The 16,681-nt window shown below is 73.6% G+C and carries 17 protein-coding genes; 6 read left to right on the top strand and 11 right to left on the bottom strand.

The window, feature by feature from the left end; genetic code table 11:
- Window positions 1–26 precede the first annotated feature (26 nt).
- From ACQEVJ_RS08670 to ACQEVJ_RS08640, 7 genes are all read right to left on the bottom strand, one after another.
- Window positions 27–1,424: a PfkB family carbohydrate kinase gene (locus ACQEVJ_RS08670; protein ID WP_433098952.1), complete on the bottom strand. Its 1,398-nt coding sequence runs from the start codon at window positions 1,422–1,424 to the stop codon at window positions 27–29.
- Window positions 1,421–1,972, bottom strand: a complete 552-nt coding sequence (locus tag ACQEVJ_RS08665) for a D-sedoheptulose-7-phosphate isomerase (RefSeq protein WP_433098950.1) — start codon at window positions 1,970–1,972, stop codon at window positions 1,421–1,423. Before ACQEVJ_RS08665 ends, ACQEVJ_RS08670 begins: the two co-directional genes overlap by 4 nt.
- Window positions 1,973–1,975: 3 nt before the next feature.
- The gene (locus ACQEVJ_RS08660; protein WP_433098948.1) at window positions 1,976–3,169 is read right to left on the bottom strand and encodes a glycosyltransferase; all 1,194 of its coding nucleotides are present in this window, start codon (window positions 3,167–3,169) and stop codon (window positions 1,976–1,978) included.
- A complete protein-coding gene (locus tag ACQEVJ_RS08655) occupies window positions 3,166–4,206 on the bottom strand; it encodes a glycosyltransferase family 9 protein (RefSeq protein ID WP_433098946.1) in 1,041 nt (346 codons plus the stop codon). The genes ACQEVJ_RS08660 and ACQEVJ_RS08655 overlap by 4 nt, the downstream gene beginning before the upstream one ends.
- Window positions 4,203–5,255 carry a glycosyltransferase family 2 protein gene (locus ACQEVJ_RS08650; protein ID WP_433098944.1) on the bottom strand — a complete coding sequence of 351 codons (1,053 nt, stop codon included), beginning with the start codon at window positions 5,253–5,255 and terminating at the stop codon, window positions 4,203–4,205. The genes ACQEVJ_RS08655 and ACQEVJ_RS08650 overlap by 4 nt, the downstream gene beginning before the upstream one ends.
- Window positions 5,252–6,892, bottom strand: coding sequence for a carbamoyltransferase family protein (locus ACQEVJ_RS08645; protein WP_433098942.1), 1,641 nt, complete (start codon window positions 6,890–6,892; stop codon window positions 5,252–5,254). Before ACQEVJ_RS08645 ends, ACQEVJ_RS08650 begins: the two co-directional genes overlap by 4 nt.
- A 105-nt stretch (window positions 6,893–6,997) precedes the next feature.
- Entirely contained in the window at window positions 6,998–7,219 is a 222-nt protein-coding gene (locus ACQEVJ_RS08640) for a hypothetical protein (RefSeq protein WP_433113340.1), read from the bottom strand.
- Between ACQEVJ_RS08640 and ACQEVJ_RS08635 the strand changes: the two genes are divergently transcribed.
- Both ACQEVJ_RS08635 and ACQEVJ_RS08630 read left to right on the top strand, forming a co-directional pair.
- Window positions 7,161–7,739 (top strand): D-glycero-alpha-D-manno-heptose-1,7-bisphosphate 7-phosphatase, encoded by a 579-nt coding sequence (locus ACQEVJ_RS08635; RefSeq protein ID WP_433098940.1) that lies wholly within the window; start codon window positions 7,161–7,163, stop codon window positions 7,737–7,739. The genes ACQEVJ_RS08640 and ACQEVJ_RS08635 overlap by 59 nt on opposite strands.
- Window positions 7,740–7,802: 63 nt before the next feature.
- A complete protein-coding gene (locus ACQEVJ_RS08630; RefSeq protein ID WP_433098938.1) occupies window positions 7,803–8,750 on the top strand; it encodes a glycosyltransferase in 948 nt (315 codons plus the stop codon).
- A 57-nt stretch (window positions 8,751–8,807) separates the two neighbouring features.
- Here ACQEVJ_RS08630 and ACQEVJ_RS08625 read toward each other — a convergent pair whose 3' ends face one another.
- A complete protein-coding gene (locus ACQEVJ_RS08625; RefSeq protein ID WP_433098936.1) occupies window positions 8,808–9,512 on the bottom strand; it encodes a hypothetical protein in 705 nt (234 codons plus the stop codon).
- A gap of 83 nt (window positions 9,513–9,595) precedes the next feature.
- Complete coding sequence (locus ACQEVJ_RS08620; protein ID WP_433098934.1) at window positions 9,596–10,144, bottom strand: GNAT family N-acetyltransferase; 549 nt, start codon at window positions 10,142–10,144, stop codon at window positions 9,596–9,598.
- A gap of 190 nt (window positions 10,145–10,334) precedes the next feature.
- Between ACQEVJ_RS08620 and ACQEVJ_RS08615 the strand changes: the two genes are divergently transcribed.
- Together ACQEVJ_RS08615 and ACQEVJ_RS08610 are read left to right on the top strand one after the other, a co-directional pair.
- Complete coding sequence (locus tag ACQEVJ_RS08615; protein ID WP_433098932.1) at window positions 10,335–10,859, top strand: DUF6789 family protein; 525 nt, start codon at window positions 10,335–10,337, stop codon at window positions 10,857–10,859.
- 152 nt (window positions 10,860–11,011) lie between these two features.
- Window positions 11,012–11,410 (top strand): PPOX class F420-dependent oxidoreductase, encoded by a 399-nt coding sequence (locus ACQEVJ_RS08610; protein ID WP_433098930.1) that lies wholly within the window; start codon window positions 11,012–11,014, stop codon window positions 11,408–11,410.
- A 39-nt stretch (window positions 11,411–11,449) separates the two neighbouring features.
- On the opposite strand, the gene ACQEVJ_RS08605 is transcribed toward ACQEVJ_RS08610, so the two are convergent.
- Both ACQEVJ_RS08605 and ACQEVJ_RS08600 read right to left on the bottom strand, forming a co-directional pair.
- On the bottom strand, window positions 11,450–12,106 hold the full coding sequence (locus ACQEVJ_RS08605; RefSeq protein ID WP_433098928.1) for a response regulator: 657 nt from the start codon (window positions 12,104–12,106) through the stop codon (window positions 11,450–11,452).
- A complete protein-coding gene (locus ACQEVJ_RS08600; RefSeq protein ID WP_433098926.1) occupies window positions 12,094–13,320 on the bottom strand; it encodes a sensor histidine kinase in 1,227 nt (408 codons plus the stop codon). The genes ACQEVJ_RS08605 and ACQEVJ_RS08600 overlap by 13 nt, the downstream gene beginning before the upstream one ends.
- Window positions 13,321–13,430: 110 nt before the next feature.
- Here ACQEVJ_RS08600 and ACQEVJ_RS08595 point away from each other — a divergent pair, with 110 nt between their 5' ends.
- Both ACQEVJ_RS08595 and ACQEVJ_RS08590 read left to right on the top strand, forming a co-directional pair.
- Window positions 13,431–14,189 (top strand): ABC transporter ATP-binding protein, encoded by a 759-nt coding sequence (locus ACQEVJ_RS08595; RefSeq protein ID WP_433098924.1) that lies wholly within the window; start codon window positions 13,431–13,433, stop codon window positions 14,187–14,189.
- Window positions 14,183–16,588, top strand: coding sequence for an ABC transporter permease (locus ACQEVJ_RS08590; RefSeq protein ID WP_433098922.1), 2,406 nt, complete (start codon window positions 14,183–14,185; stop codon window positions 16,586–16,588). Before ACQEVJ_RS08595 ends, ACQEVJ_RS08590 begins: the two co-directional genes overlap by 7 nt.
- The last annotated feature ends 93 nt before the right edge of the window (window positions 16,589–16,681 follow it).

The following is a 16,681-nucleotide window of genomic DNA, read 5'->3' as shown; positions in this document are numbered from 1 at the left end:
TAAATCCCTTTCGTAGGCGGCCGATGTCACGAAGCGGCTCGGGCAGCGGCGATCAGGCCGGTGGTGGAGTAGCCGGGCACGGTCGGCAGGATGACGACCTCCCCACCGGCCCGGCGTACAGCCTCGGCCTCCGGCATCGACCGCTCGTCGTAGTCGCCGCCCTTCACCCACACGTCCGGGTACAGTCGCTCGATGACCCACGACGGCGTGTCCTCGTCGAAGACCGTCACCGCGTCCACGCAACCGAGCGCGCGCAGCACCTCGACCCGGTCGCGCTCGCTCACCAGCGGCCTGCTCGGTCCCTTGAGCCGCCGGATCGAGTCGTCGGAGTTCACGCAGACCACCAGGGCGTCGCCTAACGCCCGGGCCCGCCGCAGCAAGCTCACATGCCCGGCGTGCAGCAGGTCGAAACACCCGCCGGTCGCGATCAGGCGGCCCCCGGCGGCGCGTACGGCGGCGGCCACCTCGAAGGCGGACGCGCCGGGCGCGAACGGCACCGGCGACTCGGCGGCGGGACAGTGCCGGCTGGGATGGGGCAGGCGCAGCGCGGCTGCCCCGCCCTCCTCGACGAACCTGGTGGCCTCTCCGACCGCGCGGGCGACGGCGTCCTCGGTGGGCGCGCCGTCCGCCAGGGCGACCGCCGCCGCCGCGGCGAAGCGGTCGCCCGCGCCGCAGGCGTCCGTGCCGGCCGCCACGTGCGGAACGGGGACCGGCCCGAACCTGCCGCCGCGGCGGGCCAGCATCGCCCCGCGCTCGCCGAGCGTGATCGCGACGGCCTCGGCGTCGAGGTCGCGCACCAGCCTGCGGGCGGTGCGCTCCGGCGAGACGTACGGCTCCTCGCACATGCCGCGGGCCTCGGCCTCGCTGGGCGTGACCAGCGCGCATCCCGGCACGGGCAGCGACCCCCGGGGATGGGGGTCCCAGACCAGCGGCACGCCGAGGCCGCGCAGCGGCTCGCGCAGCAGGTCGGCCACGCCGCGCCCGTAGTCGGCGACCAGCACCGCGCTCGCCGAGGCGAGGGCGTCGGCCGCGCGGGCGAACGCCGAGGCGGAGGCGACCTGGCCGGGCCGTCCCATCGCCCGGCCGTCGCCGGTGTCGATCCTGACCATCGTCTGCCCCCGGGCGCGGACCCGCGTCTTGCGCACGGTCGTGCCGCGCAGCGGCAGCCGCACGATCTCGACGGCAGGCGACAGCAGGCCCTCCAGGCAGCGGCCGGAGGGGTCGTCGCCCATGGCGGTGATCAGAACCACCCGCGTGCCGTCGCGGGCGGCCAGCAGCGCGGCGAGCCCCGCGCCGCCCGGCCGGCGGTGCTCCGCCTGCCCCTCCACGACGGGGACGGGGGCGTCGGGGCACAGCCGGTCGGCGGTGCCCTCGACGTCGACGTCGAGCAGGGAGTCTCCGACGATGACGAGTGGTCCGCTCACGCGACCGCCTTCTCGATCACGTCACAGAGCATGTGGATCACCGTGAGATGCACCTCCTGGATGGTCGCGGTGTCGTCCGCGGGCACGGTCAGGGCCTCGTCGCACAGCTCGGCGAGCGGGTTCGGCCCGGGGCCGGTCAGCGCCCAGGTCGTCAGGCCGCACTCGCGCGCGGCCTCGGCCGCCTCGGTCACGTTGCGGCTCGTCCCGCTGGTCGACAGGCACATCAGCACGTCGCCGGGGCGGCCGTGCGCCCGCACCTGGCGCGCGTACAGCTCGGCCATGCCGAAGTCGTTGCCGATGGCGGTCAGGGACGAGGTGTCGGCGTGCAGCGGGATCGCGGCGTACGGGCGCCGGTCGGCGCGGTAGCGCCCGACCAGTTCGGCGGTCAGGTGCTGCGCCTCGGCGGCGGAGCCGCCGTTGCCGCAGGCCAGCAGCCTGCCGCCGCCGGCCAGCACGGCGGCCAGCTTGTAGCCCCAGGCCTGGATCTTGGGCGTCTCCGGGTCCACCGCCGTCAGCGCGGTGTTCAGCCGGGCCAGATGAGGATGCATCGCTCAGCCTCCCGCGGCGGCGAGGGTGCCCAGGCACCCGCCGGCCAGGTTTCGATACACGGACTCGGTCTGCTCGGCGATCCTGGGCCAGCCGTAGCGGGCCCGGGCCCGCCTGGCCCCTGCGGCCGACAGCGCCGCACGCAGGTTCGGCCGGGCCAGCAGGTCGCCGAGCGTGCGGGACAGCGCACGCGGCCGCCGGGGCGGCACGAGCACGCCGCATCCCGCGACGGTGTCGAGGTGGCCGCCGACCGCCGAGGCGACCACCGGCACCCCGCAGGCCAGGGCCTCCAGGGGCACCATCCCGAACGGCTCGTACCACGGGACGGTCACCAGGACGTCGGCGGAGCGCATGAGGGCAGGCACATCGGCCCGGCTCACGCTGCCGATCAGCCGGACCCGGTCGCCGAGGCCGAGGCCGTCGGCCAGCGTGCGCAGCCGCGTGCTCTCCTCGTCGCCCGGGTCGCCGCCCGCGATGACGAGTTCGGCGCCGGGCACCTGACGCATGGCGCGGACGGCCGTGTCCACCCCCTTGCGCGGCACCATGCGCCCGATGCTCAGCACCCGGGGCCGGTCGCCGCGCGGGGCGGCCGGGCCGTCCGGGCAGAACAGGCCGAGGTCGACGCCGCACGGCACGACCGAGATCCGCTCGCGCGGCACGCCCATCACGACGAGTTCCCGCACCTCGTCGGAGCAGGTCGCGACGACCGCGACCGCCCGGCGGCCGATGTCGCGCTCGATCGCGATCCGGCTCGGCGGGCTGGTGTCGGCCTCGCCCTGCCAGCGCCGCTTCACGGTGCCGAGCGCGTGGTAGGTCTGCACGACCGGGATTCGAAGAGGCTCCGCCGCCGTCAGCGTGGCCAGCCCGCTCATCCAGAAGTGCGCGTGCGCCACGTCGGGCGGCTCGGCCTTCCATCTGCGGGCCAGGTGCGCTCCGAACTCGGGCATGTACGGCAGCAACTCGTCCTTGGGCAGCGGCTCCGCCGGCCCGGCAGGAACGTGCTCGACGGTGACGCCGGGTGCCATGGGCACGGCGTCAGGCTGGTCGGGGGAGGTGCGCCGCGTGTGCACGACGACCTCGTTGCCCCGTTCGGCCAGGGCCAGGGCCAGCGCCGCGACGTGCACGTTCTGCCCGCCGGCGTCCACGCCGCCGAGGGTCGCCAGCGGGCTGGCGTGCTCCGACACCAGGGCGATCCTCATGGCACCCTCTCCTTCACCGCCTCTTCGGCCGGTATGAGGCGGCGGACGGCGTCCACGACCTGCTCGCCGCCGATCGAGGTCAGGCACGGATGGCCGGGCACGGGGCAGACCCTCGCCCTGCTCCCCCGGCAGGGGGCGTTCTGATCGCCGAGGACCACGGTGGGCACGCCGTACGGCGCCCAGCGGGCGGCGGGCACGACCGGCGCGAACAGGCTGACCACGGGCGTGCCGACGGCCGCCGCGAGGTGGGCGGGGCCGGTGTTGGCGGCGACCACCGCAGACGCCCCGGCCAGCACGGCGGCGAGTTCGGCGAACGTGGTCGCCCCGCCCAGATCGAGTGCGGGACCGGAGACGATCGCGGTCAGCGCCCGCTCGCCCGGACTGCCGGTGACCACGACCCGCTCGCCCGCGGCCAGCAGCACCTCGACCGCCTCCGCCCAGCGCTCGGCGGGCCACGCCCTGGCCGGCGCGGTCGTGCCGGGATGCACCACCACGTAGCCGGGCGGTCCGGTGAGGTGCTCCACGTCCGGCAGCGGACCGCGTACGGCGAGCCGTCCGTCGTCTCCCGGCGGCAGGTCGAAGCCGGCCGCTCGGGCGAGGCCGAGCATCCGCTCCGGCTCGGGGACGTCCACGCTCTCGTCCACGACGTGACGCACGTCGAGCAGAGAGCCGGGGTAGTCATCGCTGATCGCGGCGATCCGCGGCACTCCGGCCAGCCGCAGCAGCAGGGCCGTCGGCAGCGCCGACTGGTGGAAGGACGTGAAGATCACGGCCACGTCCGGGCCGACGGCGCGGACCTGCTCCACCAGGCGGGCCGCGTGCTCCGAGGTCATCGGCACCCGGTCGGGGTCGATCCACGGGGCCCGCCACTCCAGGACGCGGTCGACGCCGGGCAGCAGCCGGGCCGCGGCCCTGCCGTATGGGCCGGCGAGCATCACGACCTCCCGCGCCCCGGCGGCGACGGCGCGCACGGCGGGCCCCGCGAGCAGCACGTCGCCCGCGTTGTCGGGCCGCACCACCAGAGCGGTCCCGATCACGAGCGCCTCCCCGTCCGCACCCCGTTTATCCGTACCTCCACCTCGCCTCTGATCCGCTGCGCGCAGGCCACCGGAGGGATGACCACGCTGGTCACGGCCATGCGCGCGATCTCCTCCGGCGTACGCGGGCCCGGGGCGACGCGCGCCCAGGCGAACTCCGCGGTGAGGCCGAGCCAGGCGAGCCCGGCGGCGCCCGCGGCCAGCCGCCTCCGGCGGCCCTTCCGCACGCCGGCGGCGGCGAGCGTGAGCAGGCCCATGCCGGTGGCGAGGGCGTGCCGCTTGAGCCTGCCCGGATGACCGCCGATGGCCGCCCGCCAGTCGCGGCCGTGCACGTGGCGCATGAGCGCGTCCGACGCGTTGCCGCGCTGGAAGCGCACGCTGGACCAGAAGCCGTCGTCGCGCACCGGGTGGCGGGTCAGGCGTTCCCCTTTCACCAGCGAGAACCCGGCGCGCTCGACCCGCAGCGCGAGGTCGGCGTCCTCCCGGTAGGCACCGGGGAAGCGCTCGTCGAACCCGCCGGTCGCTTCCAGGGCCGTCCTGCGGTACGCCATGTCGGCCGTGATCCAATCGGCGCCGGCCAGCCCTGCGGTGTTGCGCTCGGCGTCGGTCGGGCGGCGGCCCGCCGGCAGCGGCACCTCCAGCCGTCCCTGGCTCCCCCCGGCGTTCCCGGGCAGGCGGGCGAGGTCCTCTGTCAGCGCGCGAACCCAGCCCGGGCCCGGCACCACGTCGTCGTCGAGGAACACCACCCACGGCGTCGTCGCGGCCCGCCACCCGGCGTTGCGCGCGGCGGCCGGGCCGCGCCCGCCCGACCTGAGCACGCGTACGCGATCGGGCACCGGCAGTGGCTCCAGGCCCTCCCCCGGCCGGTCGTCCACCACGAGGACCTCGGGGCCAGGACCTGAACCGGGGCCGACGGCGGCGAGCGTGGCGGCCAGGCTCGGCCGCCCGATCGTCGGGATGACGACCGTGACGGCCGGTCCCGCCTGGGCCTCTGTTCGCGGCTCCCCGGTGGGAGCCGTGTTCGTCTCCCGGGTCATCTCAGTCGTCATCCGGCGAACACCGCCCCCCTGCGCACGATGTACGGACCGAGGACGAGCACGTCCACCGGGGCCGAGCCGAAGCACTCCAGCGCGTCGCGGGGGTCGTCCACCATCGGGCGGCCGGCCGTGTTGAGGCTCGTGTTGACCACCACGGGCAGCCCGGTGCGCGCCTCGAACTCCTCGAGCAGCCGGGCCAGCAGCGGGTCGCGTCCGCGCTCGACGGTCTGGATCCGGGCGGTGCCGTCGATGTGCACCACGGCGGGGATGCGGTCGCGCCACTCCGGACGCACGTCGTGGACGAACAGCATGTACGGGCTCGACATCGGGCCCCTGCCGAAGATCACGGGGGCGCGTTCCGCCAGCACCATCGGGGCGATGGGGCGGAACTGCTCGCGGCCCTTCACGTCGTTGAGCCGCTCGGTGTTTCGGGGGTTGCCGGGATGGGCGAGCAGGGACCTGCGGCCGAGCGCGCGGGGGCCGTACTCTGCGCGTCCCTGGAACCAGGCGATCACGCGGTCGGCCGCGAGCTCGGCGGCGACGGTCGCGGCGAGGTCGGCCGGGCGCTCGTACGGCACCCGCGCCACGTCGAGCCAGGCGCCCAGCTCCTCGTCGCTCCAGCCCCGTCCGAGGTCGGCGCCGGGCATCGGCGTGACGGGGTCGCCGTTCGCCTGCGCGAGGTGCAGCGCTCCCCCGAGCGCGGTGCCGGAGTCGCCCGCCGCGGGCTGCACCCACACCTCGTCGAACGGGCCTTCGGAGAAGAGCCGGGTGTTGGCCACACAGTTGAGCGCCACTCCCCCGGCCATCGTGAGATAGCGGGCGCCGGTGCGCTCGTGCAGCCATGTGGCGAGGTCGAGCAGCACCTCTTCAAGGCGGACCTGCACGCTCGCGGCGAGATCGGCGTGGTCGGCCGTCCACTTCTCGCCCTTGCCGAGCGCCTTGGCGTAGACGCTCCAGTCGATCGGCTCGACCCGGAACCCGCCGTCGCCGGTGGGATAGATGAGCTCGCGCATCTCGCGCAGGAAGCGCGGCTCGCCGTAGGAGGCGAGGGCCATCACCTTGTATTCGTCGCTCGACCGGAGGAAGCCGAGGTGCTGGGTGAGGTCCTCGTACATGAGCCCGAGGGAGTGCGGCAGCGCCTGGCTCGCGAGGACGGTCAGCTCGCCGTCCCGATAGTGCCCGGCCAGGTGCGAGACGGCCTCGCCGCGGCCGTCGCAGACCAGCACCGCCGACTCGCTGTAGGGCGCGGCCAGCCCGGCCGACGCGGCGTGCGCGATGTGGTGGGGGACGAACCGCACCTGGGCGGCGTCGAGCCCGGGCAGCGCGGTGGCCAGGAAGTTGGGGGCGCGGCGCGCGTAGGAGGTGCGCAAGTCCTCCCAGCGCTCGTCCTGCCCGGGCCCTCCGGGCACCACGAGTTCGGGGTCATAGGAGTAGGCGACGCCGTCGAGGTCCTCGGGCCGCAGGCCGGCCTGTTCAAGGCACCAGGCGGCGGCCAGTTCGGGCAGTTCCCAGGCGGAGAAGGGCACCGGGCGCTTGCCGTGCTTGCGGCGGCTGAAGCGCTCTTCTTCTGCTGCGGCGACCACCTCACCATCCACGACCAGCGCGGCGGCTGGATCATGAAATATCGCGTTTATCCCCAAGAACCGCATCGGTTCCCCTCCGTTGCGTAGTGGGGGTCTGGTTACCGAGAGAAGCGCTCCTAAACGCTGCTTTGCGGAGAAGTCGACGTGAGTGGGGGATGCACTCAATAACTGCTACTCTGCGTAGTCGCGGGCGTAGTCGCGGGCGTAGTCGCGGGCGTAGTCGCGGCCGTAGTCGCGGCCGTAGTCGCGGCCGTAGTCGCGGCCGTAGTCGTGGGGGTGTTTGCCGATCTGTCCCCCGGGTAGCCCGGCGGGCGATTCGTGCAGGAGGTCGCTCGTGCCACAGCCCGCCCGTCCACCCGCCGCGGTGCTTTTCGACCGTGACGGAACGCTCATTCACGACGTCCCTTACAACGGTGATCCTGAGCGCGTCGAGCCCGTCGCCGGGGCCCGGGAGGCGCTCGACCGGCTTCGCGAGGCGGGCATCCCTGTCGGGATCGTGACCAACCAGTCCGGGGTCGCCAAGGGCCTGATCGCCCCGGAGGCCCTGCGCGCCGTGAACGACCGGGTGGACGCCCTGCTCGGCCCGTTCGACGTGTGGGAGATCTGCCCGCACGACGACGGCGATCACTGCGACTGCCGCAAGCCCGCGCCCGCCCTCGTGCTGCGCGCGGCCCGGCGGCTCGGCGTCCGTCCGGAGGACTGCGTGGTGATCGGCGACATCGGCCGGGACGTGGAGGCGGCCCGCGCCGCCGGCGCCCGGGGCATCCTCGTGCCGACCCCGGTGACGCTGCCGGAGGAGGTGAAGGCCGCCCCCGAGGTGGCGCCCGACCTCGCCGCGGCGCTGGATCTGGTGCTCGGGGGAATTCAGCTCACAGCTGAGGATGAAGAGGGCATGACCAGGGCAGGTGGGTGAAGCGCCCGACGGGGGAGGCACGGTGTTCCAAGGTCCACGAAACGACGGACGGGGAGCGATGCGATGAAGATCATGATCTGGCATGTCCACGGTTCGTGGACCACCTCTTTCGTGCACGGGGCGCACGACTATCTGGTGCCGCTCACCCCTGACCGCGGTCCCGACGGGCGGGGCCGGGCCGACACCTATCCCTGGCCCGACAGCGCGCGGGAGGTCCCGTACGACCGGCTGGCCGGCGAGGACGTCGACGTGGTCGTCTATCAGAGGCCGCACGAGCTCGACCTGGCCCGCGAGTGGCTGGGGCGCGACGTGCCGGGCGTCTACGTGGAGCACAACACGCCCGCCGGGGACGTGCCCAAGACCCGTCATCCGCTGGCCGACCGCGACGACATCCCGATCGTCCACGTCACCCACTTCAACGACCTGTTCTGGGACTCCGGCCGCGCCCCCACCCACGTGATCGAGCACGGCGTCGTCGACCCCGGCTACCTCTACACAGGCGAGCTGGCCCGTGCCGGCGTGGTCGTCAACGAGCCGATCAGGCGCTGGCGGGTCGCGGGCACCGACCTGCTGCCCACGTTCGCCGCGACGGCCCCACTCGACGTGTTCGGGATGAAGGTGACGAACCTGCCGTCCAAGCTCGGCCTCTCCGAGGAGATGGAGGCGTTCGAGGACCTGCCGCAGGCCGCGATGCACGCCGAGCTGGCCCGGCGCCGGGTCTACCTGCACCCCTACCGCTGGACCTCGCTCGGCCTGTCGCTGATCGAGGCCATGATGATCGGTATGCCGGTCGTCGCGCTCGCCACTACCGAGGCCGTGGAGGCGGTGCCGCCGGAGGCCGGGATCGTCTCGACCAAGCTGCCCACGCTGCTGCGCGCGCTCGACCGGTTCGCCAACGAGCCCGAGCTCGCCGTGCAGGCGGGCAAGGCGGCCCGCTCGGCCGCAATGGCCCGCTACAACCTCGACCGCTTCCTCACCGACTGGGACACGCTGCTCGACTCGATCGTCTGACCCGTTCACGAAAACCTGGGACGAGAGCCTGAGCCACCGCGACGACCTGGGTGGGGCTCAGCTGCGCTGCTCGATCTCACTGCGCATTTCTACGAACTCGGCCTCGGCCTGCTGACCGGATTTGAAGTAGATGAAGATCAATCCCATCGTGTTACCGTCGGCCCAGGTGCACACGCCGCTCGGCATGCCATCGACATCGGCGTCTCCACATTTAGCGGCGCCACCGAGCGGGCCGGGCTCAACCGGCTTCACATCGGTGACCTTCACACCGCCGTATGCCACGCCGGCGATGAGCTTTCCTGCTTTCGCAGCATGGGCGGTGATGCGAGCGGCCGACACACCTACGATCATGACCAGGTCCCGCTTTCCCGGCTCACCGTAGAAGGCAGCGAACACGTCAGTCGCTTCCGGTGTCTCCTTCTTCACATCCGCAGTCATCTGGTCGGCGACCGCCCGAAATTCGGCGTCCACGAACTTGGTTCGGCCGGCGAGCGTCTTCGGTTCGACGACGTGCGTCTGCGCACTGGCCTGAATGCCGTTCGTCTCTTCGACGGGGTACATCAAGACTGCGGCGCTACCGACGGCAGCAGCCAGCCCAGCAAGAACGATGAGGACGATCCTGCCCATGGCGCGCCTTCTGCGTCGAGACATCGAAGGCTGGGGGTAGCCGTAGTAGGGCGACTGGCCGGCGTACTTGTATTCGGGCCAGCTCTCCGACTCCGGGCGTGGCGAATCGCCGCTCCGACGGTTCCAGCCCATCATGATCAGATGATCACGACACGCTCGCGCGGCCCGTCAGGCTGTTGATCCGCAGGTCGCCGGTGGTTCTCGGTGTTCACGGCTGATCACCTGCCGGAACTTGCCGGTTCGTCCTGCCAGTCGGGAGGTGTGACCGTGCCGGAAAGCCAGTCGCGCCGAAGGATCCCGTAGCCGATCGCGTCGTAGCATGTGCCGTCCGGAGCCGGCCAGGCCTCCCGGTAGTGCGCCTCCTTCGCGTAGCCGCTCTTGCGGAAGATCGCCCGCATCGCATGGTTGTCCTGGCGAGTCGTGCCCTCGATCCTCGAGATGTCGGGCAGCTCCGTGAACAGGTAGCCGGTCAGCCAGTGCACTGCCTTGGTGCCGACGCCGCGCCCCCGCCAGGCCTGCCCTATGCGCAGGTCGAAGATGGGCGTGTCATCGGTGAGATCCTGGAGCGTGACCAGCCCGGCGCGCTCACCGTTCACGAGCACCCAGAACGTTCTTGTCTCCTCGCCGTCGTAAAAGCCGTCGGCGACCCGTTGCCCGACCGTCGCGCGATCCTGCGTTCCCGAGTGGTACGGCCACTTTTCCTGTGTCAGGAAATCGGCGAGCGCTTCTCCATCGTCGGGTGAGAATCTCAGGAATTCGATGTTCATCGCCTGATCGTGATCAGTGGGTTGTGCCTCGGTCAAACGAATTTCTGCCCGCCCCTCGCTCGTGGCCTCGACGTGCCCCTCGGAGCGCTGAATCTGCGGCGTCTGCGCTGGTGGATGCCTTGATTGTTTACCGAGAACGGAGCACCGCGAGGGCAGGTGATCCGGTCCGGGTGGGAAGAGGCTCCTCATGATGCGCAACCTGGTTAACGGCGCCGTAGGCGGCGCGCTCGCGACGGCCGTGTACAGCGCGATGCTGATGGCGGCGGACAGGGCCGGCCTGCTGGAGGAGCCGCCGCCGCGGCGGTTCGTGCGGATGACCCTTCCGGGGCGCGACAAGCCCAAGAAGGGCGAGAACGTGCTCGGGACGATCGCGCACTTCGCGTTCGGTTCCTCCTGCGGCTCGGTGCTCGGCCTGCTGTCGGCCGGGCAGCGGGTGCCCGTCCCGATCGGCACGGCGTACGGGTTGCTGGTGTGGTACTTCGGCTACCAGGGCCTCGCGCCCAGCATCGGCGCGTACCCGCCCGTTCCGAAGGACCGCGCGGGACGCCAGGCCGCGTTGCTGGCGGGACACCTGCTGTGGGGCACCGCGCTCGCCTTCGCGCTCAACCGGCTGCGCACCGAGAAGGCGCCGTTGACCCCCGAACTCGCCCCTCGGCTGCGGGAGGAGGTCCGGCGCACCGCCATCCCCACCCCCGAGCCCGTCTCCGCACGCTGATCCGGCGCGATCAGACCCCGCAGGTAGCCGAGCGCGGTCTGAGCGTCCAGCAGCGGGGCTCGGATCATGTCCCCCATCCTCGGAGGAGAATGTGGTCTTGCCCTGTCGTGCTGTCGATCCGGGGCAGCGCTGACGAACCGAGGAGGATCCAGATGAGCAAGCTCGATGAGAACGCCGTAGCTCTGCTGAAGGAGCCGGTCCACGCCTGGGTGACGACCATCCGGCCGGACGGGTCGCTGCACAACACCGTGGTGTGGGTCGACGTCGACGGAGACGAAGTGGTCTTCAACACCGCCGTTGGGCGGGCGAAGGAGCGCCACCTGCGCGACGACCCCCGGGTGTCGGTCAGCGTGCTCGACCCGGGCAACGCCTTCCGCTTCGTCAGCGTCTCGGGCACCGCCAAACTGGAGCTCGAAGGCGCGGACGCGGTCATCGACGGCCTGGCGAAGAAGTACCTCGGGGTGGACGCCTACCCCTACCGGCAGCCGGGCGAGCAGCGCATCACCGTGCGCATCGTTCCCGAGAAGGTCATCTCCAGCGCCGGCCGCTGACCCGGGACCGCCGGGGCCGCCCCCACGCCCCAGACCCGCTCACACGGCGGCGCGCAGGTAGGCGAGCACGGCGAGCACCCGGCGGTGGTCGTCGGCGTCCGGCGGCAGGTCGAGTTTGGCCAGGATGCTCGCGATGTGCTTGGCGACGGCCGCCTCGGAGACGAACAGCGCGCGGGCGATCGCGGCATTGGATCGCCCCTCCGCGACGAGGGCGAGCACCTCGCGCTCGCGCGGCGTGAGCCGGGCCAGCGGGTCGCGGCGCCCGCGCAGCAACTGCCGGACGACCTCGGCGTCGATCACCGTGCCGCCGCCCGCGACCGCCGTCACCGCGTCGGCGAACTGCGTGACGTCGCCGATGCGGTCCTTCAGCAGGTAGCCGACGCCGCCCCCGCCCGAGGAACGGGTCTGGTCGAGCAGTTCGGCGGCGTAGGTCTGCTCGACGTACTGGCTGAGCACCAGCACCGCGAGGGACGGCCGCGCCGCCCGCAGCTCCAGCACGGCCCGCAGTCCCTCGTCGGTGAAGCCGGGCGGCATGCGCACGTCGGCGACCACGATGTCCGGGTCCTGCTCGGCGACCGCCGCGATCAGCGCGGGGGCGTCGCCGACGGCCGCGACGACGCTGTGCCCGAACCGTTCCAGCAGGCCCGCGAGGCCTTCCCGGAGCAGCACCGAGTCTTCGGCGATCACCACTCGCACGGGATCTCCGCCCGCACCGTGGTCGGGCCGCCGTACGGGCTCTCGACGGCCAGCGTGCCCCCGACGGCCGCCACCCGGTCGGCGAGCCCCGTCAGGCCGGTGCCGCGCCCCGGGTCCGCTCCCCCGCGCCCGTCGTCGCCGATCTCCAGCACGAGCCTCCCCCGGCGCAGCCGGCCGCGCACCGCGCAGGAGCCGGCCCCGCTGTGCTTGGCCACGTTCGCCAGCGCCTCGCAGGCGACGTAGTAGGCCGCGGCCTCCACCCGCTCGGGCAGCCGCCGGTCCAGCACGACGTCCACCTGCGCGGGCACCGGCGACCTCCCGGCCACGTCGCGTACGGCGGCGGGCAGCCCGCGGTCGGCGAGCACCTGCGGATGGACGCCGCGGATCAGCTCGCGCAGCTCCGCGAGCGCCTGCCCGGCCAGCTCGCGCGCCTCGTCGAGCCGCAGGGCCGCGGGCGAGCCCGGCGGTAGGTCGAGCCCGGCCAGGCCGAGCTTCATCGACAGCGCGACCAGCCGCTGCTGCGCGCCGTCGTGCAGGTCGCGCTCGATGCGGCGGCGCTCGGCCTCGAAGGCGTCCACCAGCCGCGCCCGGGACCGCGCGATCTCCCGCATCTCGGCCTCCTGCGGGACGAGCGTCGCCCGCGCCATCGCCGCCCGGGCGCCCGCCCATGCGCTGATCGTGTACGCCGCGACGGGCACCAGCAGCAGCCCGACGGCCGAGCCGACGAAGGTCTCTCCCAGCGTGGCCTCGCCCTCGGGAGCGGTCGGCTGCACGACCGGGGAGAGGACCAGCACCACCGGCCCGCAGATCGCGGCCGCCGCCACCAGCAGGTCGACCCACCAGAGCGCGACCAGCGCCACGAGGGTGTGCCCCGCCTCCCGCCACCCCGGCCACCAGCCGTCCGGCAGTCCGCGCACCGGCTGCCGGTCCGCGAGCCGCAGCCGCCACCGCTCGAACCGGGCCACGGGCGCCAGCAGCACGGCGGCCGCCACGAGGGACAGCGGCACGGCGAGCAGGCCGCCCACCGTACGGACGGGCACCAGCACGGCGGCGAACGCGAGGCCGGGGACGACCCCGGCCAGCAGGTACGCCAGAGACCTCCACGGCCAGGCCGAGGCCAGGAAGCGCTGGGGCGGCCCGCTGAGCGCGTCAAGCGCGGTCCGGGGCACAAGGGTTACGGGGACGACGACGGGGGCGAGGAGTGGGGCGGCCACGGCACCGACGCTAACCGCTGGGCGCACCGGTGTCGGTAGTGCTGGGGATACCTCTGGTTCTCGCCCCAGCGCCAGTGCCTCGCGGGCCCGCCGCCGGTTGGCTCGGCGACATGACACAGACAACCGGGCAGGCGGTCCTGCTCGACTCGGTCCGCGTGGTGTACGGCGCCGGGCCGGGCGCGGTGACCGCTCTCGACGGCGTGACCCTCGGCTTCGGCCAGGGGACCTTCACCGCCGTGATGGGGCCGTCGGGCTCCGGCAAGTCCACGCTGCTGCACTGCGCCGCCGGGCTCGACCGGCCGACGGCCGGGACCGTGCTGATCGGCGGCACCGATCTCGGCCCGCTGAGCGAGAAGGCGCTCACCCTGCTGCGCCGGGAACGGGTCGGCTTCGTCTTCCAGGACTACAACCTGGTCGACGCGCTCACGGCCGAGGAGAACGTGGCGCTCCCCCTCCGCCTGGCCGGGCGCCGCCCCGGCCCTGACGAGGTGCGCGACGCGCTCGCCGAGGTCGGCCTGGACCGGCGGGGCGGACACCGGCCCGCCGAGCTCTCCGGCGGCGAGCGGCAGCGGGTGGCCATCGCCCGCACGCTCATCACGCGGTCGAGAAGCACCGAGCCCGCCGTGCTCTTCGCCGACGAGCCGACCGGCGCGCTCGACAGCGCCGCGTCCCGCGTGGTCATGGACCTCCTGCGCGCGCTCGCCGACGCCCACGGGCAGACCGTCGTCATGGTCACGCACGACCCCGCCGCCGCGGCGTACGCGGACCGGGTCGTGCTGCTGGCCGACGGCCGGCTCGCCGGAGAGCTGGACCGGTCGAGCGCCACCGAGATCGCCGCCCGCATGGCCCTGCTGGAGGAGGCATGTTGAGCCTTACCCTGCTCCGTTCTCTGCTCCGTGGTCGGTGGACCGGGCTCGCGGGCACCTTCGTCGCGCTCTGTCTCGGCGCCGCGGTTCTCACCGCGAGCGCGCTGCTGCTGACGTCCGCGGGCCCGCGGGTGCCCGCGCGGTACGCCGCCGCGCCCCTGCTCGTACGCGCCCCCGGCGTGCCCGGGGACGAGAACGGCTTCGCCGAGAACCGGCCCTGGTCTCCGGAGACGGTGGAGGCGCTGGTGCGCGCGCTGGCGTCGGTGCCCGGCGTCGCGGCGGCCGTCCCCGACCGCGCCTTCTACGCCCAGGCCGTCGTCCGGGGCAGGCCGGCCGGCGGACACGTGGCACGGGGCTGGAGCACCGCGGCGCTGGCGCCTCACCGGCTGCTGGCGGGCAGACCGCCGGTCCGCGCCGGAGAGGTGGTGCTCGACCGCGCGCTCGGGCTCGCGCCGGGCTCGCCCGTCGCGCTGCTGACCGCCAAGGGAACCGCGCCGTACACGGTCACCGGCCTCACCGACGGCCCCGGGCCGTACGTCTCGGACGGCGAGGCCGGGCGCCTCGGGGGCGGCGTGCGCGTCATCGGACTGCTCACCCGGCCCCAGGCAGATCTTGCCGCTGTACGGGCCGCCGTGCTTCGTGCCGTACGCGGTGTCGTCGGCGGGTCCGGGCAGGTGCTCGCCGGTCCGGACCGGGCGGTGGCCGAGCCCGCCGCCGACGCGCGGACCCGCTGGATCGGCATGCAGGTGCTGACCGCGATGGCGCTGCTCGGCGGTTTCGTGTCGGTGTTCGTGGTCGCCTCCGCGTTCGCCTTCCGGGTCACCCAGCGGCGCCGGGAGTTCGGCCTGCTGCGGGCGGTCGGCGCGACCCCGCGCCAGGTGCGGCTGGTCGTATACGGCGAGGCGCTCGCCGTGGGAGCCGTCGCCGCCGCGGCCGGGGCGCTGCTGGGCGCGGTCGTCGCGCCCGCCGTGGGCGGGGTGCTCGTCGCGGCGGGCTTCGAGCCCGAGTCGTTCGGCGTGCGGTTCACCCCGCTGCCCGTGGCAGGAGCGGTCGCGGCCGGGATCGCGGCGGGCCTGCTCGGCGCGTGGTCCGCCTCGGGCAGGGCCGCCCGGGTCCGCCCGCTGGAGGCCCTTCGCGACCACGCGGCGGGCCGCACGCCGATGACGTGCCTGCGGTGGATCGCGGGCGTCGTGTCGGTCGCGGGCGGCCTGACCCTGGCGGTGGCCAGCGGTTCCGCCCGGGAGGACGCCCTGGTGAACGACGTCCTGCTCGCCGCGATGGCGCTGCTCGCCGGGCTCACCCTGCTCGCGCCGGTCGTCCTCCCGCCGCTCGTCCGTGTCATCTCGTGGCCGATCTCCCGGTCGGCCGTGGGCATGCTGGCCGGGCGGAGCGCGATGACGGCCGTGCGGCGCACCGCCGCCACGGCGGCCCCGGTGCTGCTGACGGTGGGCTTCGCGGTGCTCGTCACCGGCATGGTCCGCACGACCGCCGCGGCCTACACGGCGGGGCGGGCGGTGGACACCCCCGCGGCGGCGGTGCTCGTGCCCGACGGCGCCCCCGGCCTGTCGGACGCGGCGCTCGCAGCGGCGTCCGTCCCAACGACGGCCACCGCACCGCTGCCCACCACCGTGTACGGCGACAGGCCGCTCGGCGCGCTGGGCGACGGTCACCACGCCGCCGACGAGATGGCGGTCGCGGGATGGGTCGCCCGGGACCACGACTGGCGGAAGGGAGACGTCGTTCCGCTCACCTTCGAGGACGGCAGCACCGTGCGCCTGCGGATCGCGGCGGTCCTGCCCGACGCGCCGGCGGAGGTGCTGGTCTCCAGGGACACGGTCCGGGCGCACGACCCGTCGGCGCTGACCCCCGAGGCGTACGTGTCCCGGCCGGCAGAGATGGTCTTCCCTGGGGCGAGGACGGTGAGCGTCGCCGACCGTGCGGCCGGCGACCAGGCGGAGGAGGACCGGCTCGTCTGGCTGTTCACGCTCCTGCTGGTCGGGGTCTCGGCCGGTTACTCGGGCCTGGCGATCGTCAACACGCAGGTCATGGCGGCGTCGGCACGCGCACGCGAGTTCGCGGTCCTGCGCCTGTCCGGCGCGACGCGGCGGCAGGTGACCGCGGCGGCCGTGGCCGAGGCGGCGCTCGTCACCGGGATCGGCACCGTGCTCGGCCTCGCCGTGGCCGTTCCCGCGCTGCTCGGAATGCGCGCCGGGCTGGCGCAGAAGTCCGGTGCGGCCGTTCCCCTGGTCGTCCCCTGGCCTACGGTCGCGGCCGTCGTCGCCGCCTGTCTCGTCCTCGCCGCCGGAGCGAGCACAGTTTTCACATCGAAAACAGCTTTCACTCCTCGGTCTTTTTTCTCTGGAAAAACATCCTCCAAGCCGTCTACCAGCACAGACGCTTGATCAGGCAAAGGAAGCGTCAATCCTTCGCCTTGTTATCGCAAGGGTTGCGCTTCAGCGTGTTCAGGCGGCTTGGTTTCCGGATAGCCCTTATTA

Origin of the sequence: Microbispora sp. CA-102843, assembly GCF_050936215.1 — a bacterium.
In the GTDB taxonomy this organism is placed as follows: domain Bacteria; phylum Actinomycetota; class Actinomycetes; order Streptosporangiales; family Streptosporangiaceae; genus Microbispora.
This window is presented reverse-complemented; position numbering and strand designations above follow the sequence as displayed.